This is a genomic window from Micromonospora violae (assembly GCF_004217135.1).
GTDB lineage: Bacteria > Actinomycetota > Actinomycetes > Mycobacteriales > Micromonosporaceae > Micromonospora > Micromonospora violae.
In genome coordinates this window covers 1,398,013-1,422,729 of sequence record NZ_SHKK01000001.1, presented here as the reverse complement: position 1 = coordinate 1,422,729, position 24,717 = coordinate 1,398,013, and the positions used below count along the sequence as shown (strand labels likewise).

The following is a 24,717-nucleotide window of genomic DNA, read 5'->3' as shown; positions in this document are numbered from 1 at the left end:
CATGGCGAGGCACATCGACGACCAGCTCTCCCGGCCCGCCGGATCGTCACGTCGGCACCCCACGCGGTCCGACCTGGACACTCTGGCGTCGGCCCGGTGAGCGGGCGCGATGTCGTCGTCCGGGCCGCCGTGGCGGCGGACGACCCCGAGCAGGTCTTCGATGTGCTGTGGCAGCTCGCGCCCGACGACGCGCGGCCGGACGCCAGCCAGTTGGCCACCGCCTGGCGTGGCCTGCACGCGCAAGCTGGCCGCCGCCTGCTGCTGGCCGTCGCCGGGGACACCGTCGTCGGCACCCTGGACACCCTCGTCGCCCCCAACCTCACCCACGGCGCGCGACCGTACATGGTGGTGGAGAACGTGGTGGTCGCGCCCGACTGGCGTCGTCGCGGCGTCGCCCGGGCCCTCGTCATGGCGGCGCTCGACGACGCGACGGCGGCCGGTTGCTACAAGGTGCAGCTGGTGTCGAACGCCGCGCGCACCGACGCCCACCGGTTCTACGCGTCCGTCGGGTTCGCGCAGTCCGCCGTCGGTTACCGCAGGTACCTCACCACCACGTGACAGGCACGCCGGTCAGCCCGCCCCGGTCGAGTCGGCGAGCAGCAGACCGGTCAGCAGACCCCGCAGGGTCCGCTCGACGAGGTCCGCTCGGGGCGCCGGCCCGGAGGGCTGACTGAAGGCCGCGACCAGGTGCGGGTACGCCGTGAGGTCCACCCCGGCGAAGCTGAACGCCCCGGCGGCGGACTCGCGGCGGGCGAAGAGGCTCGCCACGCCGGTCATCATGGCGATGGCCTCGAACTTGGCGGCCGCCGGGCAGCGCACGGGTTCCAGGACCCGGATGCAGTTGTCGAACCAGGCCAGGCTCTCCGGGCCGATGCCGGACGACCGGTGGATCACGTCGAGCAGCCACGGATGGGCCGTGAACAGCGCCACCTGCCGGCGACCCAACACCACCATCGTCTCCAACCAGTCGCCCTCCACCTGCGGGTAGGGGCGCAACTCCCCCACGGCCCGGTCGGTCATCAGATCCAGCAGATCGTCACGGGACGACAGGTACCGGTAGAGGGATCCGGCCCCGGTGCCCAGCGCTCCGGCGACGGCCCGCATCGACACCGCCGCGAGCCCTTCGCTGTCGGCCAGGGCGATGGCGGCCACCACGATGGCGTCCCGACTGTGCGCCGGAGTGGGGCCACGGCTGCCGCGCTCGGGCCTGCTCCAGATCGACTGCCGGTCGGGGCCGGTACTCGCGGGTGCGTCGCTCACTGATCTACTGTAAACTGCAAACGTTGTTCGCAGTCATTCCGGTTGGTTAGATCGGCGGCACCGGCCGCCAGCTCAGGGTGCCGTCGTCCCAGCCCGTCGGCAACGGGTACGGCGCATACTCCTTGACGTCGCGAACTGGCGACTCGAGCGCCAGCGCGATGAACTTCTTGGCCCGGCACCGGGCGTCGTTCACCAGGTACAGGCTGCGGCAGGTGTTGATCGAAGGACCTCGCCCGGCCAGCCCGGCGTCCAACTCCGCCTTTACCGTCCACAGTCGGTCATTGGCCAGATGGAGTCGGCGGAAGGCGTCACCGGCGAAGATGTCCGGCAGCCGGTACGCGAGCCAGATCTCGCTCAGCATGTCCGCGTCAGCCGACGTGGGCGCACCCAGGCGCTGCTGCCGTACACGTTGGATGGCAATCTGGTCTGCGTAGATATCCAGGCCGACGACCACCTCCACGAGCGCAGTTTCGCTGCCGTCGCCGAAGCTGGTGTCGACGGCGCGGCGGTGCCCGGCCCGGTCGGCGTTCAACCGCTGGATATCAGCGAACAGGTGCCGGAATTTCGGTCCGAACGCGCCACGTCGCTCCGCGGTCCGCGTTGCGTTCTCCAGGTGCCACAACCTCCGGTGAACCGAGCCGAGCAGCGCGTATGCCGGCACCGTGCGCGGCGGGCGAAAACCGGCGGCGGCCCATGCCGCATCGAGCCCAGCCGCTTCGACGGCGGCGATGCGTCGATGGTGCTCGTCGTGGAGCAGTTCACGTTTGACGTCCAGCAGGGCGAGCCGGTCAAGGACGGCGCCCACGCTGGCGAAGTACGGCAATGGACAAGCGGTCACGTCGAGCGGATTCGGTCGGTCAGTCCGTAGAAACGCACGCAGTTGCCGGCCAGGATGCGATGGCGCTCCTCGGCGGATACACCGGAGAGGCTCGCCTCCGCTACCTGGCGGGACCGCGGCCAGAAGGTGCCGAAGTGGGGATAGTCGGTGGACCACATGAGGTTGTCGACGCCAATGGCATATCGGCTCTGGATGCCGGCGCGGTCGTCGAGGAATGACCCGGTCATGTGCGAGTGCCAATAGTGCGAGGGAGGGTGGCGCAGCAGGATCCGGCGCAGGTGCCGGTTCCGACGCCAGATGTCGTCGACAGCCTCCAGAGCCCGTGGTATCCAGCCAACCCAGGTTTCGATGAACCCGATCCGCAGCCCTGGGTGGGCGTCGAACAGTCCGGACAGCAGGAGATCGCTGAGAACGGCAGCGGCGCGGCCCAGACTGACGCCGAAGTTGGGGGCGCGGTGGTGGTACTCCAGCGGTCGGGGAGCATGGTCCGGCCTGTGCGGGTGGAAACGGACGCTGGTGAGCTCGTCGTCGAGCCGTCGCTCCTGCAGCTCGCGCAGCAGTAGCCGCTCCTCGCGCGATCGGAACCCGACGTGCATGCAGATGGGCAGTCCAAGCTCCTCGGCGCAGCTCCAAAACGGCGCGCTGGCCGCGTCAAGATGGTCGCCGCCGGTGGGCCAGCAGGGCAGCACCGCCCCCACAAAGCCCTGTTCGACGCAGGACCGGAGGGTCCGGACGCAGTCGTCGACACCGGTGGTGGGCAGCTGCGCCACCGGAAAGAGCCGGTCGGGTGCCGCGGAGCAGAATTCCTCCACGATGAAACGGTTGTACGCCTCCACCCCGGCGAGCACGAAGGCCGGATCGGGGTCGTCGAGGAAGTGCCCCATCGGACGGGCGCTGGGGAAGATGACCTCCGCTGCGACGCCGTCGGCGTCCTGGTCAATGAGCCGCGCCGCGCCGTCGAACGTGCCGGGTCGGATCTCGTCGTAACGGACGCCACTGGGGCGGAGTTGGTCGTCGGGCCGGCCAGGTAGGCCGGCCAGGCCGATCGGCTCCGGTTCGCGGGCACCGGCGTAGCGCCAGGCGTGCCCACCGTCGGCGTCCTCCACGAGTTGCGGTGCCTGGTCCCGGTACCGCGCTGGCAGCCAGCGGTCCCACAGATGTGGCGGGTCGAGGATGTGCGAGTCGGCAGAGATCAACATATTGTCGCGTCCTCTCCGGAGGGAAGTGCCGCCGCCGCGGCCCGTACCGCGGCGGCGATTCGTGCGCACGCCAGGTCGGCCGTGTCGTCGGAGACGGTCAGCGCGGGAAGCAGGATGAGCGCGCTGGCGGTGGGCATCGGGACCAGTACCCGCCGGTGCAGCAGGTCGGCGGCGACGAAGAGCGCGGTCTCCGGATTGGGAAGAGCGAGCTCGAATGCCGCACCGTGGCGCCGCAGCTGTCGTCCGGAATCGTCGGGGTGGCCCAGGTGATGACGCAGGCGCAGGGCGAACGCCTCGGCGGTCCGCTGGTAACACCGTTGGTTGTCGGGGTCGGTGAGCTGTGCCAGAGCGGCGCGGCCAACCGCCATACCAAGGAGGCTGCCGCCGTAGGAGGATCGGAGCGGGCTACGCCAGTCGCGCAGGACGCCCTCGTCGCGTAGCCCGTACGCCGCCACCGGGTAGAGCCCGGCGGACAGCGCTTTCCCGACGAGCAGGATGTCCGGAACGATCCCGCTGTTCTCGTGCGCCCACAGCGGGCCGCAACGGTTCAACCCGGACTTGGTTTCGTCGAGGACGAGGATGGTGCCGGTGGTGTCGCAGCGGAGCCGCAGCGCGCGCAGCCATTCCGCGCTAAGGAGACAGATCCGGCCGCTCAGTTGAACCGGTTCCGCGATCACGGCCGCGACCCGGTCGTCGATCAGCGCCAGCGCGACATCATCGTTCGGGGTGATCCGGATCGGCTCGACGGCGAGTCGGGGGTAGGGACCGGGCAGGTGCCGCGGGTCGGTCACGGCGGCCGCCAGCCCGGCCTGCCCGTGGTAGCCGCCGTGCAGCGCGACGACACGATCCCGTCCGGTGGCCGCCATGGCCGTACGCAGCGCGAACTCGGCGGCCTCACTGCCGCCGCCGCAGAACTGCCACCGCCACCGGCCCTCCCCCACCGTGGTGCTGAGGTCGGCGGCCAGGTCGGCGCGGAGTTGGCTGGGTAGTTGCTGGTCGCCGATGTCCATGGTGCGCAGCGCGTCCCGCAGCGCGTCGACGGCGGCCCGGGGGCGGTGGCCCAGCGCCGCCACACCAGCGCCGCACCGCAGGTCGAGATAAGCGGTGCCGTCCGGATCCCGGACGAGGTCCCGGTCGCCACCGTTGGTGAGGATCGATGCCCGCAGTGCCCGCAGGGGTGCGCTGATGTCGTCCGCGACGTGAGCGGCGTAGTCGTCGAGCAGCCGCTGTCGCTGCGAATCGGCGGTGGTCGGATCGGCGATCCACCAGGCTGTCACAGCCCGAGCTCCCGATAGTTCATGAGCTGCCTCAGCCGTGCGGCCGGGCGGGCGATCCCCAGGCTCGCGAGTTGGCCGATGACGCCCTCGATGTTGCCCAGGTCGGCCCAGAACCGACTTTCGTCGAAGCGGGTGTTCGCGGTCATCGTGTCGACCCAGCCGCGTAGTGCGCCGGGGCTGACGTCCAGATCAGGGCGGTCCCAGACGGACGGCGGGACGGCGGGCGTCTCGCGGACGGGAGCGCCGTGGCAGCACACCCCGTCGCTGACTGCCGTGTCATCTCCGCTGTGGCACAGATAGGCGTGGGTATGTTCACCGCCGGTGATGAACACCGGCCGGGCGGCGTGCAGCGGTTGCAGCCCGCGCCGTGCGCGGATCGCGTCGTCGACCTGCTCGAAGGCGGTGTGGTCGACGTGGCGCAGTTGTACGGCCGGTGCGACGACAGCTGTGGGCAGGGCTGCGGTGAGGGCCTGAATGACCCGGTCCGCGACGATCTGCCGGTTGGCGTAGCCGAAGTTCCGGGCCGCCATGGCGGTGCCCAGTAGGGCGCGTCCTCGGGTGCTGTCGAGATCGACGGCGAACAGCCCGTCGGCGGCGTCGTGTTCCAGGGAGATGCCGGAGTGGACCGCGTCCTGGGCGAGATCGAGGAACAGGCCGCGCCGATTGAGGTGGTCGCGGATCGGTGCCGCGCCGACATGGACGACGACGATGATCCGACCGGTGGATGGTGTGCTCGGCCGCAGCGGCTGCTGCACGACGTAGCAGGCGACGAAGTGCCCAGCCGCGCTACCGAGGCTGCGTTGCAGGGTCGTGTCGGTGAAGTCCGGGTCGAGGAGCGCCAGCTCCGTGGGCCAGTCGTTGTGCTCTTCGGCCGGAGCTGCCGAGGTGGTGAACGCGGCGGGCGCGGCAAGCGCATCGAGGCCGCCGACAAGTACGTCGCGTACGTGGCAGGATGCGTCGGGCCGGTCCGGGGAGTCCACGGCGATTTGCCGCAGCATGCCGTCGTACGCGGACGCCATGGCCGTCCTGTCCATCTCGTCCGGGTCGACGGTGATGCCGGAGTCGACGACGAGATATCCGCAGCCCATGTCGGGTGCCGACAGTGGATACAGCCACCCCGGTTCGGTGTGGAGAGCGATGCCGGCGGGGAAACCGAAGGGCTTCACGCTGACGTCGGGATGCACGACGACCGGCCCGTGGACGTACGGCAGTTGCGCGACTCGCGCGAGTCGGTCACGCAGCGGAGAGGCGAGCAGCGGACCGAGGAACTCGCCGCCGAGCAGAAACCGCACCGCCCGGTCGCCAGCATTCCGGAAGCGTCCCTCGAAGTGGTCGAACGACGAGTACGTCATTGCAGCGCACCCGGTACGGACAGCAGCCGGCACACCCGGCGCAGCAGATCCGGGTCCACCCCGCGTGCCAGCAACGACCATCCGCCGGATACCTGCCGAAGCCGCCAACCGGGCTCGGGGCACAGCGTTTCGGCGACTTCGGTGGTGGCGACGACGACGACCAGGTGGTCGGGGGCAGCGGCGAGGGCGTCGGGGGCGACCGAACCGTAGCGGGTGAGGATCAACACGACCACGTCGCAGGCGGTGAAGACCTCGTCGGCCGGGTCGGGTGGCTGGTCCGGTGGGAGGAATCCGACGCTGACGTCGTCGGCCGGCTCGGCCGGGCGATCGATGTCCTCCGGCACGGGAGCGGCTCGGACGGTGCCTGCGGTGCCATCCACTGTCACCACCATGTCCTCGGGGAGCGCCGTGGTGGCTTCGTGGATACCGATCACGCAGGGCTTACCGAGCTCCCGAGCGACGATTGCGATATGGCACAGCACCCCGCCGTCGGTGCTGACGATGGCCGACGCGCGGGCGATTGCGGGCAGCAGCTCGGGGCGGGCCGCCCCGCACACGAGAACCCGTCCGTCGGCAGGGGTGTACCGGCCGATACCGGCCGGCGAGGACACTGGCCCGCGCCACGTACCGGGCGCACCGGGTTCACCGCGCAGGGTTCCGGTTGGCTCTCGGCGCCGATCGGATGCGGTCGGTTCCGTCGGTCGGGCGGTCAGAGGGCGTAACTGCACCAGCCACACCGTGCCGTTGGCGTCCTCGACCCATTCCACGTCCACACCACTGGAACAGCCGGGCACCGGACGACCCACCAGTCGCTCCAGTTCGGCGAGCAGCCCCGGGTGCAGGCAACCCCGCTCGGCCAGGGCCGGCGGCAGGCGTAGGTAGGCCAGCCCGGCTGGCTCGTCGACATAAACGACCTTGGCCGGAAACCCGTGGTCGGTGACCACGACATCGCCGGGTCGATGCGCGTGGTCCGGCACCGGATACACGGCCAACGGCTTTGGTCGGACCCGGTGCCCGCCCACTGGGCCGCTGCGGTGGGAGTCACCGGCGCTGATGCCCTCGACGAGGTGCACCGCCAGCCCCCAGGTGCCCTCGACGAGCAACTGCGGTCCGTCCGGTGTGTGCCAGCCGAATGCCACTCCGCTGCTGCGGGCGGGCACGGTGGCCTGCACCACGATGGCCATCCGGCCGGCGGACCGTGGCAGGCCAACGGCATCCTCGTAGGCGGCCCGGGTCGTGGACCGGGTGGAGGCGATCACCGACGTCAGGGCGTCGGTGAGGCCCACCGGGTCCAGCCGGCTGAATGCAGAGCCGAAGACACCCGCATAGCTGTGCGCGGCCTGGTCTTCCACCTCCGCAGACGAACGCACAACCAGGTGGCTGACGCCGCTGTCGCGCGCCCACGCCGCGATCTCCATGCTGCTCTGCCGCAGCCACGACGGGTCGGCCTCTCCGCTCTGTGGAACTGCGGTAGCGGGAATCACCGCGGTGGGCGGGACGCGCCACCCATGGGCGTCGGCGACACGCAGACCGAACGCCTTGCCGCCAACCTCGGTGGCGGGTCCGGACAGGTCGGTCAGGAGCGCAGCCACGCCCAAGCTCCATCGGTGGCATCGATGAGCAGTACCGGGCGGTCCCCAGCGGTCTCGTCAGTGTCGCAGGCGCTCGGCAGCACCGTACCGAGGTCCAGGCCGCCACGGTCGGCGGCAGAGCGCAGCGTCTGCAATGTCTTGGCCTGCCACCGGCGGCGTTGCTCCTCCTCCTCGGCGGCGAGCCGACACATCGACACGAACGCCCAGGTGCGGGCCACGCGCCGGCCCGTGCCGCCGGCCGCCAGCAGCAGCATGCTCGTGTCCCGGGCCAGCCGCCGCCGGGCAGCGTCCCGGGAGTCGCGCATGGCTTCCAAGTAGCCCACCTCCGGCGGGTCGAGCGATCGGACGTACGTCTCCAAGGTCCGCGCGTCCTCGAACGGGCGCTGCGGGAGGCCGGGCGCCTGCAGATGCCCGATGCTCGCGGAGAGCTCCGCCGCTCGCTGGCTCGACCAACCACCGGCGTGGATGGCGTGATGGGCGGCAGCCGTGAGCGTGGCGAAGTCGGTCAGGTGCGCGGATGTGTTCGGCACGAGAAGGCGCATGAGAAGCTCCCGGGCAGCCTGGGGGTCACGAGTGAGGCCGGCCAACCAGGTCTCGATGTCGGTGAGCGGCAGCGCCCAGTTCAGGACGTGGAAGGCCATCAGCTCGGCGAGCGCGTCAACCGCCGCCTGGATGCCGCCGGCTGTCGGGGCATCAGCACCGGCCAGCCGAGCGGTGGCCTCGGCGACCCGGCTAACGCACCTGCTCAGTCGTCCCGCGAGGCCGGCCACGAAGGACGGCTCGGCGCAGCGGTTGCCGAACTCGTGCAGCGTTCGGTCGTAGTGTCCCGCCGGAATGTCGAGCAGTCCGGGGCGTCGGTGCGCCCCCCACCGGTCGGCGCACTCGAGCAGGATCCGTGGCGCCAGCGCCGCGCCGGTGCTGTAGAGCGCGAGTTCCAGCGGCGAAGCGGTGGGAAAGTCGACCTCGTAGTCGAGCACCACGATGTCGCGCCACCGACTCTCCACCCTGGGATCACCGCTGCTTGGGCTCGTCGCGGGCGTCCGGTGCCGGCGTGGAGGGCGGGTGCGAGCGGTCGGCCGACTGCTCGTCCAGGGTGCTGCGGTGCCGGCTGCCGCCGAGTTTCTGAATAAGGCGTGCGATAGCCAGATCGCTCGCGACGCTTTCGGCCACGTCATACCCCTTCCTCTGACGCGTCCGCCGAGGCACGGCCGACGGCGCAGTGACCAGTGTCACTGGATGCGAATGGGACACTATGAGGTACGCGCCCCGTACACAAGAGTCGGCGAAGCGCCGGACGAGTTCTGTCCGTTGATCGTCGAATGTCTTGGCGAGAGGAGCAGAGATGCCGATAATCGGCGGATGCTGACGGGCGCGGCACGACAGTACCTTGGACGCAACCAGGTGGACATTGCGGCAATTCGATCGGCGCTATGGACGTCCGAGGTGACCGCCGACTCGTATGGGGGCGAGACCGAGCGGTATCAGGGCGCGATTCTCGAACAATACAAGATCTACGTCGAGATGGCCGACCGCGTGAGCGCGCGGAGGGGCTCGACGAACACCTTCTTCCTAGCCGTGAACACCGCCGTCTTCACACTGGTCAACGTCATCTGGGCGCAGGGCGTACAGGTGCCCCGCACCGCACTGGTGCTCCCACTGGCCATCCTCGTCGCGCAGTGCGCCGCGTGGTCGTGGATTCTGCGCTCGTACCGGCAGCTGGCGTCCGCCAAGTTCCGCGTGATCGGCGCACTCGAGGAGCGGCTACCGGCGTCGCCGTATTGGAGGGCGGAGTGGAAGGGCCTCGGCTCCGGCAGGGATCGGTCGCTGTACTGGCCAATGGCCTATCTTGAGCAGTGGGTGCCGGTCGTGTTCGCCGTGGCCTACCTGATCCTGCTCGGTCTGGTCCTGGCCGTCACGGTCTCCTGAAAGGGTCGAGCCCGCCCCACCCCTCCGCCCACGGCCTCCTACGAGCGGACGCTCGACAGTACTCGCCGCATCTCGTCCAGGCTGGTGTAGAAGTGGGCCCGCCAGCCAGCCTCCGTCGCTACCGACACGTTGGCTTGGTCATCGTCGAAAAACCACATCCGCTGCGGGTCGTCGCATCCCGTCCTCGCCTGAGCGGCGAGATAAAAGTCGATATTGCTCTTGGTCATGCCCAGCTCACCCGACCACAGGATGTGATCGAACAGGTCACCGAGGCCCACCTGGTCGGTCAGGTAGGCGATCCGGTACTTCTCCTGGTTGGTCACCGCAATGGCCGTACCCCCCGTCCGCTCCCGCCACATCCGGACTTCGGCGGCGACATCCTCGTCGACTCGCGCGTCATTGACGAACCAGTAATTGAGAAAATCGTCGACCGTCACGGCGGGGTTGAGCTCGGGCAGCACGGTCTCGAGGGTCTCCCGCAGGTCACGCTTACCCACAATGATCTCCGGCCAGTAGACCTTGAAGAACCGCTGGCCCAGCGCGCGCGGGTCGATCCCCAGATCGTGCTGAATGTGGGTGTCCCACGGCCCGCCGTCGAACCGGTCATTCGGATGAACCAGCACACCGTCCACGTCGAGGGCCAGTATGTTCAGATTGCGGTCGGTCCCGATGCTCATCGTCGTCATGCACCTTCGTCGGTCGGGAAGATAGGGGCGGCTGCGTGCAGCGTAGGCGATGTCAGGCGGAGGCTTGTCACCTCATCGACCGTGTCGCGTCCGTCGAGTCTTTCCAGGATCTGTCGATCACCTGCAGGGCGCTGTCAAGAGCGCGGGCAATCTGACTGGTCGTCGCGTTGCGGATCGGAGCACCCAGGAACGGCACCTCCTCGTGACCGATCAACGCCCAGGGGAACCGGTCCAGCTCCTCCCGGTAGTCGGCCTTTGCATCGAGCGACACGGGAACAATCCGCTCCGGCGGCACCTTCCGGCCCAGCGCGATCAACTCCGGGTAGATGTTGCCCTTCGGGTCGGTTGCCCGCTCGGCGTAGGCAGGAGAGAGAAGGATGAGCGCGGCATCGGCCTGCGCCGCATACCTCGACCCGTTCTTCTTGGTGTTTCCACCCAGGCCGTGATAGTCCTCGACGAAGGCGTAGTACCGACGACGGCGCTCGTACAACAGGCGCAGCATCGCCCGCATCGAGTCGATGTCCTCCCAGCAGAACGACACGAAGATCGACGGCCCGCTGTGCGTCTCCTCCGCACGGGTATCGTCCACGACGGAGAGCCGCACCTCGGCGTCGCGGGTGATAGCGGCCTGGTAGAGCCCGCGCCGCTCCGCCGCCCCTCGAGCAACAGTGGCCCGGAACCAGGCGGTCCGCTGCGGTGGCACGAAAAAGAGCACGTTGTTCTGGACCGGCGGCGAGTCCCACATCATCTGCAGGAACTCACTCACGTGCCCGGCCGTCCGCTCCAGCGGAACCGTCTCCAGCGGCGCGGCGTACGGTGCCCCGCTCACGCGCACCGACGCCGGGCGGTACAGACGATGCGTCTCGTAGTCCCAGTACGCGTCGACGAAGATGTCCGGTCGCAGGACCAATTGCGCCGGCGACTCGGCACTGGTCGGCCGGTCCAACCAGTGATACTCGTACGGCGTACCACCACCCAGCAGCTCGTCGGCGGCGCGCGCCACGTGGCGGTCCAGTACCTCTGCTTCCCGATCGGCGCGCAGCTGACGTAGACCGGCGAACAGGGACGTGTCGTCCAAACGGCTGAACGCCTCACCACTGAGCGTCCCGTAGCGGGCGTCGAAGTACTTGGTCATCCAGTCGGGCTGTCGGCGCAGCAGCTCCGACATCACGACCGCCAGCAACGTGACCCGGAACCGCACCGCGGGCGCCGAATAGACCTGCGAACGTAGCACCGCCCGCAACATCAGAAAGTTGGCCACTGGTCCGGTCGAGTTGAAGATCGGACCGTCGCGATCGTAGGTGATCAGCGACTCGATGACGTGGGCCGCTGACGACAGGCCACTGTCGATCGAGTGGTGCGAGTCCCGGTGGACGTAGTCCAGCCGGTCGGCGTCGACCACCCCATCGACGATCTGACGGACCGCCAGCAGAGCGTCCGTAACGTGGATGTCCGGTGTCGGCTGACCGGCAATCAGGTAGGCGAGCACGCCGATGTCCAGCCCGGTACGGAGCGGTTCGTGCACCTGAAACACATCGATGATGCCGTTGAGCGTGAACAACTCCTTGTCGGACATTCCGTGGGTCGACACCTCCAAGTCCGCGGCGACCCGGGTGGCGATCGTCGCGTGGGGGTAAAGGAACAGGCCCACCGACGGCTTGTGCGGCAGCTCGCCGATGTCCTGGAGCAACCCGGCGAACACCACGTGTTCGGCGAGTCGGCGGATGAGCGTCGCGTCGTCGCCGTCGGCGAGGGAGGGCACCGCCTCACGCAGTCCGGCCATCGTCACCGGGGTGAAGAATCCCATCCGGTGCAGGCGCTGCATCAGTCGCAGCGCCACATGCGCCGTCCCCACCGCATGCGAGAACCTGTTGTGCGTCGAGGACAGGAACGCATGGTCGCCGAAGGGAAGCTGCTGGAGCCGCCTCAGTCGTTGCAGTTGCGGGGACTCCAGCAGGAGTTGAAGGAGATCGCGTCGGGCGAACAGTGTCGGGTCATCGAAGTCGATGACGCCGTGCACGGCGTCATGGATAGGCCAACTCTGACCATGCATGGTCCCTCACCCCCCGGCTCCGCTCCGGCGGCACACCGCGACTGCCAGCCGATCAGTTCGAGCCTCCATCGAAAGACTCACATCAGCGACGCCAGCACGATGTCGGATATCTGATACGGCGCTCGGAGGTGGGCTGCCCCGCCCGTGCGGGCGGGAGGGATCGCGCCACCGCCATGGCGCCTGATTAGGCTGACGGGCATGCCGCCAGAGCGCCCGCACCGCCCGGACGACCGTCGAAGGTCGACCCCCGCCGCGGCGCGCCTGATCGGGCCGGCCGACTGGTGAGTGACGCACCAGTGCCCGCCCCGCGGGGTGCGCCACCGCGGCACCGCTCGGGCTGGATCGACCGTTGCGACCGACTCGCCCGGTCGCGCCCCTTCGAGATCGCCATCGTGGTGGTCATCCTCGCCAACGGCATCGTGCTCGGCCTGGAGACGTACGACGACCTGAGCCCGGCGGGCACCGCGCTGCACGCGCTGGAGCTGCTCTTCCGGGCCGTCTTCGTCGTCGAGATCGCCGTCCGGCTGACGGCGTACGGCAAGCGCCCACAGGACTTCTTCCGGCACGGCTGGAACGTCTTCGACTTCGTGGTGATCGCGGCGATCTTCATCCCGGGCCTGCACGGCGACCCGGCCCTGCTGCGGGTCGTACGGGTCGCCCGGATGGTCCGCCTGGTGCGGTTCTCGCCAGGTCTGCGGACCATCGTCTCCGCGCTGTGGCGCAGCCTGCCGGGCGTCACCGGGTTCCTCGCCCTGGCCGTGGTGACGCTCTACGTGTACGGCATGGCCGGCTGGCTGATCTTCGGCAACAGGTATCCCGAGGAGTACGGCGACATCGGGCGATCACTGCTGACGCTGTTCGTGCTGTTGTCGCTGGAGACGCTGCCGGACCTCATCGAGCAGGGCTTGGCGATCTCACCATGGACGCTGCTCTACTACGTCAGCTATGTGGTCATCACCGTCAACCTGCTGCTCAACATCCTCATCGCGGTCATCGTGAACTCCATGGAGGAGGCCCGCCGGTTGGAGATGACCGAGCGGCTGGCTCCCGGGTACGACGAGGACGGCGACGGCGTACCGGACGAGGTGGACCGCATCGCGCTGACCCAACGGCTGGACGACCTGCGGGCGGTCATCACCGAGTTGGAACGGGAACTGCGCATCGACCGGGACGACGGGTCCGGTCGACCTCATCGGGACAACGCCCGCGTCAGACGGTAATCCGACGCTCGCGCTGCGTCCTCCCGTTCGGATAGTGTCGACGGCGGTCCCAACGGCCCTTCTGAGGGGGTACCGGCATGACGGCCACTGTCGACAATGCCCAGACCGCCGCCGAACCCGCCAACCTGCTCGACCCGGTGATCGACGATGTGATCCGCCCGCAGGCGCCAATCGTCGACCGGGATGGGGCCTTCCCTCGCCCGGGTGTCGACGCTCTCGCCGCCGCCGGCCTGCTCGGCCTGGCCTCCTCGACCGAGGTCGGTGGCGGCGGCCACGGCATGCGGACGGTCGCCGGGGTCATCGAACGGCTGGCCGCCGAGTGCGGGTCCACCGCGATGGTGGTGCTCATGCACTACGCGGCGACCGCGGTCATCGAGGCGCACGGCCCGCGCGACGTCCGCGCGGCCATCGCCGCCGGCGATCACCTCACCACGCTGGCGTTCTCCGAGTACGGCTCGCGCAGCCACTTCTGGTCGCCGACCGGCACCGCGAGCGCCGCCGCCGCCGCCGACGACACGGTCCTCCTGGAGGCCCGTAAGAGCTGGGTCACCTCGGCCGGCGAGGCCGACAGCTACGTCTGGTCGAGTCTTCCGCTGACCCGCGAGGCCGGCCCGATGACGCTGTGGCTCGTGCCGGCCGGCAGCCCTGGCCTGAGCGTGACCGGCGACTTCGACGGCCTGGGCCTGCGCGGCAACGGCTCTCGGCCGATGACCGCCGACGGGCTCCGGGTTCCGGCGGCGGCGATGATGGCGGCCGACGGCGCCGGGCTCGACACCGCGCTCGGCGCGGTCCTGCCCTGGTTCCTGGTGCTCAACGCCGCCTTCTGCCTCGGCCTCGCCGACAGTGCGGTGACCGAGGCCGGCCGACATCTGACCAGAACAACGCTCACGCACACCGGTGCCGCCCTGCGCGACGCGCCCGTCACCCGACGCGACCTCGCCCGACTGATGATCCGCACCGACGCGCTGCGCGCCTTCCTGGGCGACACGCTCACCGCCCTGGAGACCGGCCGCGACGACGCGATGCTGCGGGTGCTCCAGGTCAAGGCGCTCGCCGGCGAAACGGTCGCCGAGGTGACCGACGGCGCGATGCAGCTCTGCGGCGGCAGCGCCTTCCGCAAGGAGTTGGGCCTTGAGCGCCGTTTCCGGGACGCCCGCGCGGCTCGGGTGATGGCACCGACCACCGACGCGCTGCACGACTTCGTCGGTCGTGTCGCCACCGGGCTGCCACTGCTCGACGAGGCCAACCGCTGATGCCCGCGCCAACCGTTCTGCTGGGCGCGGTGGCGTACGACCCGAAGGTGGTGACCATCTGGGAGGGCTTCCGCGCCTGGTTGCGCGGCCGGGGCCTGGATTTCGACTTCGTCCTCTACTCGCACTACGAGCGACAGGTCGAGGACCTCGTCGCCGGGCGGATCGACGCGGCCTGGAACTCGCCCCTGGCCTGGCTGCGGGCCGAACGACTGGCGGCCGCCAACGGCACGACCGTACGCGCGCTCACGATGCGCGACACCGACCAGGACCTCACCTCGATCGTGGTGGTTCGCGCGGACTCGCCGGTGCGGCAGCTCGCGGACCTCAACGGCCGGGCGGTCGCCGTCGGGGCGATCGACAGTCCACAGGCGACGCTCATTCCGCTGGGCCACCTCGCGGCAGCCGGGGTCACTGTCGACGTACGCCGCTTCGACGTGGGCGTCGGCCTGCACGGCGACCACATCGGCGGCGAACGCGACGCGGCCCGCGCCCTGGTGGCCGGCGAGGTCGACGCGGCCTGCATGATCGACGCCAACCATCTGGCGTTCGTACGGGAGGGCACCTTACCGCCCGAGGGCACCCGGATCGTGGCGCAGACCGCACGCTACGACCACTGCAACATGACGGTCCGCGCGCCGGAGTCCGACGGGGTCCGGCTCTTCGGCACGCTGCTGCTCGGCATGTCGTACGCCGATCCGCAGGTGCGTCCGCTGCTCGACCTGGAGGGGCTGACGGCCTGGCGGGAGGGCCGCACCACGGGCTACGCGGCCCTCGCCGAGGCGGTCGACGCCAGCGGCTTCTACTCCCCCGACGGGCGGGTGACGGCCACGGACTACCGGCCGTGAGCGCGACACCGGTCGCCGAGGTACACCTCGCTGACCTGGGTTTCGGGCAGGGCGCGCACCTGCTCGTGCAACGCGCCCTGGCCGGGCTGCCGCCCGGCGGTCGGTTGGCGGTGTCCGGCCGCGACCCGGCGCTGCGCGTACACCTGCCCGCCTGGTGTCGGGGCCGGGGCCATCGGGTCGAATGGCCGGATCGGGACGACCGGAGCGACCTCGTCGCGGTGGTGGTCCGGGGCTCGGCGGACGACGACCGCTGGCACGGCGCGGAGCGGGCCGGCCCGGCGCAGCCGTCGGCGCTCACCAGGCGTCCGCCGGCGCGGTGGGGGCTCGGCGCCCGCGGCGCGCTCCTCGAAACCGGCGGTCCCGAGGCGCGGTTCGACCTGGACGACCGCGATCTGGTCTGGGCCGACATCGCCCCCCACCTGTACGCCCAGGCGGCCGCCCGACAGTGGGATCCGCAGACCGCGGTGCCGTGGGACGACCCGTTCGCGCTGCCGGCCGACGTCGAGGCCGCGGTGGTGCAGGTGATGACCTACCTGGTTGAGAACGAGCAGGCCGCCCTCGTCGTACCGGCCCGGTTCGTGGGGCGCATCCATCCGCACTTCCGGGAGGTGGTGCAGCTGCTCGCGGTGCAGATGGCCGACGAGGCCCGGCACATGGAGGTCTTCAGCCGGCGGGCGCTGCTGCGCGGCGCCGAGTTGGGCACGTCATCGGCGGGCGGCCGGCAGTCGCTGTTCACGCTCGTCGCGGAGTCCGACTTCGCGTTGGCGTCGTTCCTGCTCTCCGTGCTCGGCGAGGGGAGCTTCGTCGACCTGCTCTCGTTCCTGCACCAGTTCGCCCCGGATCCGGTGACGCGGCGGATCTGTTGGCTCGCCATGCAGGACGAGCGCCGGCACGTGGTGTTCGGCATGGCGCACCTGGAGCATCAGGCGCAGGTGGATCCGCTGCTGCGCGACCGGCTGCGGGCCGCCATCCACCGCCGTCACGACGCGCTGATCGACACCGCCGGCCTCAACGCGGACGTCTTCGACGCCCTGGTGGTGCTCGCGGCGGGTGGTTGGCGGCCGGACGACGTGTCCACCGGCTTTGACCGGGTGCGGGCTCTGCAGGACGCGATGGATCAGGGCCGTCAGCGCCGACTCGTCCGCCTGGGCTTCCGGCCCGACGAGGCGGCGGCGCTCTCCGCCCTGCACACCCGCAACTTCATGTAGGCGACCCCCGCGCACGGCGGGTCGTGCGCGGGGGTCGAGGTCCCACAGGTCAGCAGCCGGTGGTCACTGGCCGAGCAGGGTCCTGATCTTCTGCGCGTAGCCGGCCACCGTGAAGTCCGGGCCGACGGAGTCCACCAGGATCAGGTCGTTGATGGTGTGTGCGGTGCGCAGCGACAGGATCGCCTGGTACTCGGGCGAGTTGTACCAGGTCTTCGCGGTCGCCGCGTCCGGGAACTCGATCAGCACGACCGAGCCGGGCCAGCTGCCCTCCAGGACCTCCACCTCGGCGTCGATGACGAGCCACTTGGCGCCGTACGCCTCGGTGGTGGCCTGCACCTGCTCCAGGTAGCGCAGGGACTCCTCGGTCGGCACCCCGCCCGGGATGCGCAGGTGGTTGATCAGGTAGGTGCTCATGGTTTTCTCCTCAGTGCGGGTGTGGGTGGTCCGATCGAAGGCGTACGACCGGTCGTCTTGGAATGGATACGCGCCGGGACAGCGGGATTGGCCCGCATCATCAGTAACGGATCAGGTGAGGATCCGGGTGGTGGTGATGTCGAAGAACTCCCGCAGGGCGGCCGGGTCACCGGATGCCTTCGCCCGCGCCGCCGCCCCCTCGTAGCTGGAGACGATGAAACCGGCGAGGCTCCTGGCGGGTTCGTCGCCCTGTAGCTCACCGGCCGCACGTGCCTGCTCGATGGCGTCGCCGAGAGTCGCGACCCATCGGCCGAAGCTGGCGTCGACGGCAGCTCGCAGGACGTCACTGTGTGCCGGAATCTCGCTGGCGAAGTTGCCGAGCAGGCAACCACGGTCACCCATGGTGTCGGCGAGGCCGGTGATGTAGCGCAGGTGCGCGATGATCCGCTCGCGCGCGGTGCCACCCTGCCTGCCGTCGAGCATCTCCAGCCCCATCGCCTCGGAATATCTCGCCACCGAGTCGAGGGCGAGATCCTCCTTGCTGCCGAAGTGGTTGTAGAAGGTGCCCTTGGGGGCCCCGGCGGCAGCGACGATGTCCTGCACGCTCGTCCCGTTGTAGCCGCGCAGGTGGAACAGGTCCAACGCGGCGTCGGACAACCGCTGCCTGGTCCCGGCGGAGGCCGGCGACTTCGATCGTGCCATGGCTTGGCGCTCCTTCCGGTCGGGCTGCGGCTGACTGACACCCAGAACAATATGACCAGTCGTCTCGGAATGCCAAGGGATGTGACCACGGTCATGGCCCAGTACCGTGGAGCGGTCATGGACAGGTACGCGAGCCCGGTCCGCCGGGAGCTGCTACGGCTGCGCGAGCAGACCGAGGCGCAGGCCACTGCACTGGAGAACGACCTGCGCGGCCTCTTCGAGGCGTCCCGGTCGTCCAACGCCGACGACGAACACGACCCCGAGGGCAGCACCATCGCCTTCGAACGCGCACAGCTCACCGCCGTCCTCGACGCCACCCGCCGACGCCTGGCCGAGCTGGACGTCGCGCTGCGACGGGTGGACGACGGCAGCTACGGCGTGTGCGAAGGGTGCCATCGCCCCATCCCCGCCGAGCGTCTCGTCGCCCGCCCGTCAGCGCGTACGTGTGTGGCCTGCGCCAGCCGACGCTAGCGGGAGCCGCCGCACCGTCGCCCGTAGGACTCCGTCAGGTGATGGCCGGCGCTTTCAGTCGTGCGGCGTCGAACGCCGCCCAGGTCGGCCATCAGCACTGTCCTTTCCCGCGGGCCCGAGGCTCGACGCCGGTCAACCGACCGCGCCGCTATCGCCGCCCAGCGTAGATCGCGCGGCCGTCGAGCTCCTCCTCGATACGAATGAGCTGGTTGTACTTGGCCGTGCGGTCCGAGCGCGACAGCGAGCCGGTCTTGATCTGCCCGCATCCGACGGCCACCGCCAGGTCAGCGATGGTGGTGTCCTCGGTCTCCCCGGACCGGTGCGACATCACCACCCGGTACCCCGCCTTGTGGGCGGCGTCCACCGTCGCCAGGGTCTCGGTGAGCGTGCCGATCTGGTTGACCTTGACCAGGATCGCGTTGGCGTAGCCGCCGTCGATCCCGTCGCGCAGCCGGTCGACGTCGGTGCAGAAGACGTCGTCGCCGACCAGCTGCACGCGCTCCCCCGCCGCCGCCGTCAGCCGCTTCCAGCCGGCGATGTCGTCCTCGGCCATCGGGTCCTCGATCGAGCTGATCGGGTACCGGGAGACCAGGTCCAGCAGGTAGTCGATGTGCTCGTCAACGGTGCGTTGGCGTCCCTCGCCGACGTAGTCGTAGACGCCCGAGCGGAAGAACTCCGAACTGGCCGGGTCGAGGCAGATCTGCACGTCCACCCCGGGCTCGTAGCCGGTGTCCTCGATGGCGCGCAGCACGAACCGCAGCGCCTCGTCGGCGTCGGTGACGTTCGGCGCGAAGCCCCCCTCGTCGCCGACGGCGGTGTGGTGACCGGCCGCGGCCAGGGACCCCTTGAGGGTGTGGAAGACCTCCGCGCCCATCCGGACCGCCTCGGCGAAGGTCTGCGCGCCGACCGGCGCGATCATGAACTCCTGGAAGTCGAGCGGATTGTCGGCGTGCGCGCCGCCGTTGATGATGTTGATCATCGGCACCGGCAGCAGACGAGCGCCGACGCCACCGACGTAGCGGTAGAGCGGCTGCCGGTGGGCCGACGCCGCCGCCTTCGCCGCCGCCAGGGACACCGCCAGGATCGCGTTGGCACCCAGCCGACCCTTGTCCTTGGAACCGTCGAGGTCGATCATCGTCTCGTCGATCAGGGCCTGGTCCTCCGCGTCGAGCCCGAGCACCGCGTCGGCGATCTCGCCGTTGACCGCGGCGACGGCCTTGCTGACCCCCTTGCCGTGAAAACGCGTCCGGTCCCCGTCGCGCAGCTCGACCGCCTCGTTCGCCCCCGTCGACGCGCCGGACGGCACGGCCGCCCGGCCGGTCGACCCGTCGGCGAGGACCACGTCGGCCTCCACGGTCGGGTTGCCCCTGCTGTCGAGGATCTGCCGACCCCGCACCCGGCTGATTGCCGTCATCACACACTCCCTGTTCAAGCTGCCTTTTCGCCGCCAGACTGGCAGGAAACGACGGCCTCCGCACCGCGACGATGGACACGTTGACCCGTACCCCGGGGTGCGGGTTTAGGGTCGCGGGATGCGGGTGGGTGAGTTGGCACGACGGACCGGAACGACGGTCCGGGCACTGCGGTACTACGAGTCGGCCGGGCTGGTCGTGCCCCGACGGTTACGCAACGGCTACCGGGAGTACGACCCGATCGCGGTGCGGCTGGTGGCCCAGATCCGCGAGCTGATGGCGCTCGGCCTCACCGTCGAGGAGACCCGCCCGTTCGTCGAGTCGATCGCCGGTGGCGCCGACGACACCGACGTGTGCGCGGCGGCGGTGGCCACGTACCGCAGCACCATCGGCAGCCTCCAGGAACGGATCGGCAAGTTGACCGCCCAGCGGGACGCGCTGGACGCGCGCCTCGACGCCGCCGCGACCCGGGTCGTACCCGGCAATCACCCGCAATCGGACGCCGACCCCACCACGTTGGTCGGCGTCCGACTGCCACCCCTGTCCTTCTACGGCACCGACGGCCGTCCGGTCGATCTCAGCGCGCTCGGCGCCGGGCGCACCGTCATCTTCGTGTACCCACTGACCGGGCGGCCCGGCGTCGACCTGCCCAACGGCCTGTTGGAGATCCACGGTGCGCGCGGCAGCACGGAACAGGCCGCCTGGTTCCGCGACCACCACGCGGAACTGCGCGCGGCCGGTGCCGCCCGGGTGTACGGCCTGTCCGCACAGTCGACCGGCTACCAGCGGGAACTCGCGCACCGGCTGCGGCTGCCCTACCCGCTGATCCCCGACCCGAGGCTGACCCTGGCCGACGCGCTGCGTCTGCCGACCCGCACCGCGGGTGACATGACGCTCTACGAGCGGTTGACCCTGATCGTCGCCGACGGCGCAGTCGAACACGTCTTCCACCCGATCCCGGACCCGGCGTCGCACCCCCTAGAGGTGATGCGGTGGCTCACCAAACGACGCCAGGCCCCCGGATCGGCCGCCGCCTAGAAATCGTCGTCGAAGGCGACGGTGCCACTCACCCCGACCTGGTACGCCGACACCCGCCGCTCGAAGAAGTTGGACAGCTCCTGCACGTCCTGCAACTCCATGAAACCGAACGGGTTGCTCGACCCGTAGAGCGGCGCGATGCCGAGCTGGGCGAGGCGGCGGTCGGCGACGTGTTGGAGGTACTCCCGCATGTCGGCCAGGGTCAGACCGGGCACGCCCTGGCCCAGCAGGTCCTCGGCGAACTGCACCTCACACTCGACGGCCTCGGTGAGCATCTGGCGGACCTGGTCGGCGAGGTCGTCGTCGAACAGGTCCGGCTCCTCGGCGCGGACGGTGTCGACGACGTCGAACGCGAACGCCATGTGCATGGACTCGTCGCGGAACACCCAGTTGGTGCCGGAGGCGAGGCCGTGCAGCAGGCCACGGGAGCGCAGGAAGTAGACGTAGGCGAACGCGCCGTAGAAGAACAACCCCTCGATGCAGGCGGCGAAGCAGATCAGGTTGAGCAGGAACGCTCGCCGGTCCTCGCGCGTCCGCAGCTCCCGCAGGTCGCCCAGAGAGTCGATCCAGCGGAAGCAGAATTCGGCCTTGCGACGGATCGAGGGGATGTTCTCGATGGCGGCGAAGGCCTCGAAGCGTTCGGTCTCGTCCGGCACGTACGTGTCGAGCAGGTTGAGATAGAACTGGACGTGCACGGCCTCCTCGAACAGCTGCCGGGACAGGTAAAGGCGGCCCTCGGGGCTGTTGACGTGCTGGTACAGGTTGAGCACCAGATTGTTGGCGACGATCGTGTCGCCGGTGGCGAAGAACGCCACCAGGCGGCTGACCAGGTGCCGTTCGGCCGGCGACAGTTTGTCCAGGTCGGCGAGGTCGGCGTGCAGGTCGACCTCCTCGACGGTCCAGGTGTTGCGGATCGCGTCCCGGAACCGGTCGAAGAAGTGCGGGTAACGCATCGGGCGGAGGGTGAGGTCCATCCCGGGGTCGAGCAGCATGTGCGTGGTCCTCAGGTCGGTGGTGGTGTCGGCGGGGGTCACTGGCAGGCCTCGCACGACTCGGGGTTCTCCAACGAGCAGGCCAGCGCCTCGGCGTCGACGGCGACGGTGAGAGCGGCCGGCGCGACGGCGCTGACGGTGGCCTGCTGGATCCGGGTGGCGGGGCGTGAGCGCAGGTAGTAGGTGGTCTTCAGGCCGGCCTTCCAGGCGTACAGGTACATCGAGGAGAGCTTGCCGATGGTCGGTGCGGCCAGGAACAGGTTCAGCGACTGGGACTGGTCGATGAACGGGGCGCGGGCGGCGGCCAGGTCGATCAGCGCCCGCTGCGGCAGCTCCCACGCGGTGCGGAACAACTCCCGTACGTCGGCCGGCAACTCCGCGATGTCCTGCACCGATCCCTCCGCCCGCTTGATCGCCGAACGGATCCGGTCGGTCCACAGACCGCGGGCCTTCAGCTCGCGTACCAGAGCGGTGTTGACCTGGAGGAACTCCCCCGACAGGGTCTCGCGCTTGAACAGGTTGGACACCTGCGGCTCGATGCACTCGTAGCACCCGGCGATCGAGGCGATGGTCGCGGTGGGCGCGACCGCGACCAGCAGCGAGTTGCGCAGCCCGTACGCCTCGACCCGCTCCCGCAGCGCGTCCCACCGCGCGGTCTGCGTACCCTCGACGCCCCACAGGTCGGGCTGGAGCTGGCCCCGCGCGGCCCGGGTCTGCGGGTACGCCGGGTGCGCACCGAACTCCCGCGCCAGGTCGGTGGAGGTCTCCAACGCGGTCAGGTACAGCTCCTCGCTGATCCGGGTGGACAGCTCCCGCGCGGCCGGCGAGTCGAACGGCAGTCGCAGCGCGAAGAAGACGTCCTGCAGGCCCATCAGCCCGAGCCCGACCGGCCGCCAGCGGGGGTTGCTCGCCGCCGCCTGCGCGGTCGGGTAGTAGTTGATGTCGATGACCCGGTCGAGGAAGGTCACCGCGGTGCGTACCGTGGCGCGCAGCCGCTCCCAGTCGATGCCGTCGGCGGTGAGGTGGGCGGCCAGGTTCACCGAGCCGAGGTTGCACACGGCGGTCTCGGCGTCGCTGGACACCTCGACGATCTCGGTGCAGAGGTTGGACAGGTGCACCACGTTGCCCTGCTCGGCGGTCTGGTTGCAGAGCCGGTTCGCGGCGTCCTTGAAGGTCATCCACCCGTTGCCGGTCTGGGCGAGGGTGCGCATCATCTTCCCGTACAGCTCCCGCGCCGGGACCTGCCGCACGTAGCGACCCTGCGCCTCGGCCTCCCGGTACGCGGCGTCGAACCGCTCCCCCCACAGGTCGGGCAGCTCGGGCACCTCGTGCGGGTCGAACAGCGACCACGGCTCGTCGGCCTCGACCCGGCGCATGAACTCGTCCGGGATCCAGTTGGCCAGGTTCAGGTTGTGGGTACGCCGGGCGTCCTCGCCGGTGTTGTCCCGCAGTTGCAGGAACTCCTCGATGTCCGGGTGCCACGGCTCCAGGTAGACGCAGGCCGCGCCCTTGCGCCGGCCGCCCTGGTTGACCGCGGCGACGCTCGCGTCCAGCGTGCGCAGCCACGGCACGATCCCGTTGGACTGCCCGTTCGTGCCCCGGATCAGCGCGCCCCGGGAGCGGACCCGCGAGTACGCGATGCCAATACCGCCGGCGAACTTGGACAGGTTGGCGACCTGGGCGTACCGCGCATAGATCGAGTCCAACTCGTCGAGCGGGGAGTCGACCAGGTAGCAGGAGGACATCTGGGTGTGCCTGGTCCCGGAGTTGAACAAGGTCGGTGAGCTGGGCAGGTAGGCCAGGCTGGACATCAACCGGTAGAAGTCGACGGCCTCGTCGGCCGTCCGGGACAGGCCGCAGGCCACCCGCAGCAGCCAGAACTGCGGGGTCTCCAGCACCAGCCGGCTGGTGGGGTGGCGCAGCAGGTAACGGTCGTACACCGTGCGCAGGCCGAAGTACTCGAACCTGCGGTCCCCGTCCGGGTCGACGGCGGCATCGAGCGTCCTGGCGTGCGCGGCGACGAACACGGCGGTGTCGTCGCCGATCAGGCCCTCGGTGTGGCCGACCCGGATCGCCGCGCTGAACGAGGTGATGCCCTGCCGACGCACCTCCTTGTCGACGTAGCCGGCCAGCAGCCGGGCGGCGAGGCGGGAGTACTGCGGCTCCTCACCGATCATCTCGGCCGCGGTCTGGATGGACAGCCGGTCCAGTTCGGCGGTGGTCGCGCCGTCGTACAGGCCGCTGATGGTGCGGGTGGCCACCCGCATCGGGTCGACGTCGGTCAGGTCGTCGGCCCACCGCTCGACCGCCCGGACGATCTTGTTGACGTCCACGGGTTCGGTGCCGCCGTCGCGCTTGCGGACCTGCATCGGCGTCCGCCGTACGGCCGCGTCGCCGCTGGCCGGGACTATCTCGGTGACTGTCACCACTCGCTCCTCGGAGTTCGAGACCTGGTGGCCCGGACGCGAGGAGACAGACACCGACGGACGCCACGCCAGCCCGGCGTGGGTCAGGTGGCGTCAGCCGTCCCACGCGGCCTCGGACCGCCGCCCACCCGGGTGCGGGTACGCGGCGCGCTGGCAGGTCTTCGGACTCGCGGGCACGACCGGGATCGCCGGTCTCCTACTGGCCGTCGCTTCCCAGGCCGATGGATGGCCCAGTGCTGATGACGGCGGTTGTTCCCACTCACCGCTGCGGGACAGTCCCGGAATTCCACCGGGTTCCCTGTTGCCTCGACCGCGCCGGATGAGCGGCCGAACCAGCTGCGCTCGACACCATATATAGGGACGCAGCCGTTGTCACACCCCACATGTCGGTGCCGGGCGTGTCGGCGGCCGGCCGGTGACCACCGTCACCACCAGGGCCCGCCGACGCCGGGCACGGCGGGGCGGCCCCCGAAGATGTCGACAATCGACGAAGATCTGGGGCGTCGAGGCGGCCGCGACCGCAGGTGGAGTGTGGATGTCGTCGGACCCCCCG

The 24,717-nt window shown here is 69.9% G+C and carries 23 protein-coding genes and 1 riboswitch; of the genes, 8 read left to right on the top strand and 15 right to left on the bottom strand.

Annotated features, from left to right (window positions below; translation table 11 throughout):
* The first annotated feature begins 96 nt into the window (after nucleotides 1–96).
* Nucleotides 97–558 carry a GNAT family N-acetyltransferase gene (locus EV382_RS06210; protein WP_208758324.1) on the top strand — a complete coding sequence of 154 codons (462 nt, stop codon included), beginning with the start codon at nucleotides 97–99 and terminating at the stop codon, nucleotides 556–558.
* A gap of 12 nt (nucleotides 559–570) precedes the next feature.
* On the opposite strand, the gene EV382_RS06205 is transcribed toward EV382_RS06210, so the two are convergent.
* From EV382_RS06205 to EV382_RS32625, 8 genes are read right to left on the bottom strand one after another with little or no spacing between them, the layout of a single operon-like run.
* Nucleotides 571–1,260, bottom strand: a complete 690-nt coding sequence (locus tag EV382_RS06205) for a TetR/AcrR family transcriptional regulator (protein ID WP_130400642.1) — start codon at nucleotides 1,258–1,260, stop codon at nucleotides 571–573.
* 46 nt (nucleotides 1,261–1,306) lie between these two features.
* Nucleotides 1,307–2,065 (bottom strand): hypothetical protein, encoded by a 759-nt coding sequence (locus EV382_RS06200; RefSeq protein WP_130400641.1) that lies wholly within the window; start codon nucleotides 2,063–2,065, stop codon nucleotides 1,307–1,309.
* Nucleotides 2,066–2,094: 29 nt separating this feature from the next.
* A complete protein-coding gene (locus EV382_RS06195; RefSeq protein WP_130400640.1) occupies nucleotides 2,095–3,297 on the bottom strand; it encodes an amidohydrolase family protein in 1,203 nt (400 codons plus the stop codon).
* Nucleotides 3,291–4,574: an aminotransferase class III-fold pyridoxal phosphate-dependent enzyme gene (locus EV382_RS06190; protein ID WP_165435732.1), complete on the bottom strand. Its 1,284-nt coding sequence runs from the start codon at nucleotides 4,572–4,574 to the stop codon at nucleotides 3,291–3,293. Before EV382_RS06190 ends, EV382_RS06195 begins: the two co-directional genes overlap by 7 nt.
* A complete protein-coding gene (locus tag EV382_RS06185) occupies nucleotides 4,571–5,926 on the bottom strand; it encodes an RtcB family protein (protein ID WP_165435731.1) in 1,356 nt (451 codons plus the stop codon). The genes EV382_RS06190 and EV382_RS06185 overlap by 4 nt, the downstream gene beginning before the upstream one ends.
* Entirely contained in the window at nucleotides 5,923–7,518 is a 1,596-nt protein-coding gene (locus EV382_RS06180; protein WP_130400637.1) for a PEP/pyruvate-binding domain-containing protein, read from the bottom strand. The genes EV382_RS06185 and EV382_RS06180 overlap by 4 nt, the downstream gene beginning before the upstream one ends.
* Nucleotides 7,503–8,522 carry a hypothetical protein gene (locus tag EV382_RS06175; RefSeq protein WP_130400636.1) on the bottom strand — a complete coding sequence of 340 codons (1,020 nt, stop codon included), beginning with the start codon at nucleotides 8,520–8,522 and terminating at the stop codon, nucleotides 7,503–7,505. Before EV382_RS06175 ends, EV382_RS06180 begins: the two co-directional genes overlap by 16 nt.
* A gap of 7 nt (nucleotides 8,523–8,529) precedes the next feature.
* Complete coding sequence (locus tag EV382_RS32625) at nucleotides 8,530–8,688, bottom strand: hypothetical protein (RefSeq protein ID WP_165435730.1); 159 nt, start codon at nucleotides 8,686–8,688, stop codon at nucleotides 8,530–8,532.
* Between the two features lie 189 nt (nucleotides 8,689–8,877).
* On the opposite strand from EV382_RS32625, the gene EV382_RS06170 reads away from it, so the two are divergent.
* Complete coding sequence (locus EV382_RS06170) at nucleotides 8,878–9,444, top strand: RipA family octameric membrane protein (RefSeq protein WP_208758323.1); 567 nt, start codon at nucleotides 8,878–8,880, stop codon at nucleotides 9,442–9,444.
* A gap of 38 nt (nucleotides 9,445–9,482) precedes the next feature.
* On the opposite strand, the gene EV382_RS06165 is transcribed toward EV382_RS06170, so the two are convergent.
* Together EV382_RS06165 and EV382_RS06160 are read right to left on the bottom strand one after the other, a co-directional pair.
* Nucleotides 9,483–10,121: an HAD family hydrolase gene (locus EV382_RS06165; protein WP_165435729.1), complete on the bottom strand. Its 639-nt coding sequence runs from the start codon at nucleotides 10,119–10,121 to the stop codon at nucleotides 9,483–9,485.
* A gap of 76 nt (nucleotides 10,122–10,197) precedes the next feature.
* Nucleotides 10,198–12,150 carry an HD domain-containing protein gene (locus tag EV382_RS06160; RefSeq protein WP_130400634.1) on the bottom strand — a complete coding sequence of 651 codons (1,953 nt, stop codon included), beginning with the start codon at nucleotides 12,148–12,150 and terminating at the stop codon, nucleotides 10,198–10,200.
* Between the two features lie 314 nt (nucleotides 12,151–12,464).
* Between EV382_RS06160 and EV382_RS06155 the strand changes: the two genes are divergently transcribed.
* The 4 genes from EV382_RS06155 to EV382_RS06140 all read left to right on the top strand — a co-directional run bounded on the left by EV382_RS06155 (nucleotide 12,465) and on the right by EV382_RS06140 (nucleotide 16,709).
* Nucleotides 12,465–13,403, top strand: a complete 939-nt coding sequence (locus EV382_RS06155) for an ion transporter (protein WP_244236562.1) — start codon at nucleotides 12,465–12,467, stop codon at nucleotides 13,401–13,403.
* A 77-nt stretch (nucleotides 13,404–13,480) separates the two neighbouring features.
* Nucleotides 13,481–14,656: an acyl-CoA dehydrogenase family protein gene (locus tag EV382_RS06150; protein WP_130400633.1), complete on the top strand. Its 1,176-nt coding sequence runs from the start codon at nucleotides 13,481–13,483 to the stop codon at nucleotides 14,654–14,656.
* The gene (locus EV382_RS06145) at nucleotides 14,656–15,501 is read left to right on the top strand and encodes a phosphate/phosphite/phosphonate ABC transporter substrate-binding protein (protein ID WP_130400632.1); all 846 of its coding nucleotides are present in this window, start codon (nucleotides 14,656–14,658) and stop codon (nucleotides 15,499–15,501) included. Before EV382_RS06150 ends, EV382_RS06145 begins: the two co-directional genes overlap by 1 nt.
* On the top strand, nucleotides 15,498–16,709 hold the full coding sequence (locus EV382_RS06140) for a ferritin-like domain-containing protein (RefSeq protein WP_130400631.1): 1,212 nt from the start codon (nucleotides 15,498–15,500) through the stop codon (nucleotides 16,707–16,709). Before EV382_RS06145 ends, EV382_RS06140 begins: the two co-directional genes overlap by 4 nt.
* 63 nt (nucleotides 16,710–16,772) lie before the next feature.
* On the opposite strand, the gene EV382_RS06135 is transcribed toward EV382_RS06140, so the two are convergent.
* Together EV382_RS06135 and EV382_RS06130 are read right to left on the bottom strand one after the other, a co-directional pair.
* The gene (locus EV382_RS06135; RefSeq protein WP_130400630.1) at nucleotides 16,773–17,123 is read right to left on the bottom strand and encodes a DUF1330 domain-containing protein; all 351 of its coding nucleotides are present in this window, start codon (nucleotides 17,121–17,123) and stop codon (nucleotides 16,773–16,775) included.
* Nucleotides 17,124–17,234: 111 nt separating this feature from the next.
* Entirely contained in the window at nucleotides 17,235–17,825 is a 591-nt protein-coding gene (locus EV382_RS06130; protein ID WP_130400629.1) for a TetR/AcrR family transcriptional regulator, read from the bottom strand.
* A 117-nt stretch (nucleotides 17,826–17,942) separates the two neighbouring features.
* On the opposite strand from EV382_RS06130, the gene EV382_RS06125 reads away from it, so the two are divergent.
* The gene (locus tag EV382_RS06125) at nucleotides 17,943–18,296 is read left to right on the top strand and encodes a TraR/DksA family transcriptional regulator (protein ID WP_130400628.1); all 354 of its coding nucleotides are present in this window, start codon (nucleotides 17,943–17,945) and stop codon (nucleotides 18,294–18,296) included.
* A 148-nt stretch (nucleotides 18,297–18,444) separates the two neighbouring features.
* Here the strand turns inward: EV382_RS06125 and eno are convergent, their stop codons facing one another.
* On the bottom strand, nucleotides 18,445–19,710 hold the full coding sequence (gene eno, locus EV382_RS06120) for a phosphopyruvate hydratase (protein WP_130400627.1): 1,266 nt from the start codon (nucleotides 19,708–19,710) through the stop codon (nucleotides 18,445–18,447).
* A 118-nt stretch (nucleotides 19,711–19,828) separates the two neighbouring features.
* Here eno and EV382_RS06115 point away from each other — a divergent pair, with 118 nt between their 5' ends.
* A complete protein-coding gene (locus tag EV382_RS06115) occupies nucleotides 19,829–20,746 on the top strand; it encodes a MerR family transcriptional regulator (protein WP_130400626.1) in 918 nt (305 codons plus the stop codon).
* Here EV382_RS06115 and EV382_RS06110 read toward each other — a convergent pair.
* Together EV382_RS06110 and EV382_RS06105 are read right to left on the bottom strand one after the other, a co-directional pair.
* Complete coding sequence (locus EV382_RS06110; protein WP_130408504.1) at nucleotides 20,743–21,738, bottom strand: ribonucleotide-diphosphate reductase subunit beta; 996 nt, start codon at nucleotides 21,736–21,738, stop codon at nucleotides 20,743–20,745. The two genes, EV382_RS06115 and EV382_RS06110, sit on opposite strands and share 4 nt — an antisense overlap.
* Before the next feature lie 38 nt (nucleotides 21,739–21,776).
* Nucleotides 21,777–24,107: a ribonucleoside-diphosphate reductase subunit alpha gene (locus EV382_RS06105; protein WP_244236908.1), complete on the bottom strand. Its 2,331-nt coding sequence runs from the start codon at nucleotides 24,105–24,107 to the stop codon at nucleotides 21,777–21,779.
* Between the two features lie 192 nt (nucleotides 24,108–24,299).
* Nucleotides 24,300–24,516, bottom strand: a riboswitch (cobalamin riboswitch).
* Nucleotides 24,517–24,717 lie beyond the last annotated feature (201 nt).

Coding starts and splice junctions, on each gene's coding strand:
- EV382_RS06125 (WP_130400628.1), top strand. CDS start 17,943: ATGGACAGGTACGCGAGCCCGGTCCGCCGGGAGCTGCTACGGCTGCGC.
- EV382_RS06170 (WP_208758323.1), top strand. CDS start 8,878: ATGCTGACGGGCGCGGCACGACAGTACCTTGGACGCAACCAGGTGGAC.
- eno (WP_130400627.1), bottom strand. CDS start 19,710: ATGACGGCAATCAGCCGGGTGCGGGGTCGGCAGATCCTCGACAGCAGG.
- EV382_RS06195 (WP_130400640.1), bottom strand. CDS start 3,297: ATGTTGATCTCTGCCGACTCGCACATCCTCGACCCGCCACATCTGTGG.
- EV382_RS06165 (WP_165435729.1), bottom strand. CDS start 10,121: ATGAGCATCGGGACCGACCGCAATCTGAACATACTGGCCCTCGACGTG.
- EV382_RS06150 (WP_130400633.1), top strand. CDS start 13,481: ATGACGGCCACTGTCGACAATGCCCAGACCGCCGCCGAACCCGCCAAC.
- EV382_RS06105 (WP_244236908.1), bottom strand. CDS start 24,107: ATGCAGGTCCGCAAGCGCGACGGCGGCACCGAACCCGTGGACGTCAAC.
- EV382_RS06110 (WP_130408504.1), bottom strand. CDS start 21,738: ATGCTGCTCGACCCCGGGATGGACCTCACCCTCCGCCCGATGCGTTAC.
- EV382_RS06115 (WP_130400626.1), top strand. CDS start 19,829: ATGCGGGTGGGTGAGTTGGCACGACGGACCGGAACGACGGTCCGGGCA.
- EV382_RS06135 (WP_130400630.1), bottom strand. CDS start 17,123: ATGAGCACCTACCTGATCAACCACCTGCGCATCCCGGGCGGGGTGCCG.
- EV382_RS06130 (WP_130400629.1), bottom strand. CDS start 17,825: ATGGCACGATCGAAGTCGCCGGCCTCCGCCGGGACCAGGCAGCGGTTG.
- EV382_RS06145 (WP_130400632.1), top strand. CDS start 14,656: ATGCCCGCGCCAACCGTTCTGCTGGGCGCGGTGGCGTACGACCCGAAG.
- EV382_RS06185 (WP_165435731.1), bottom strand. CDS start 5,926: ATGACGTACTCGTCGTTCGACCACTTCGAGGGACGCTTCCGGAATGCT.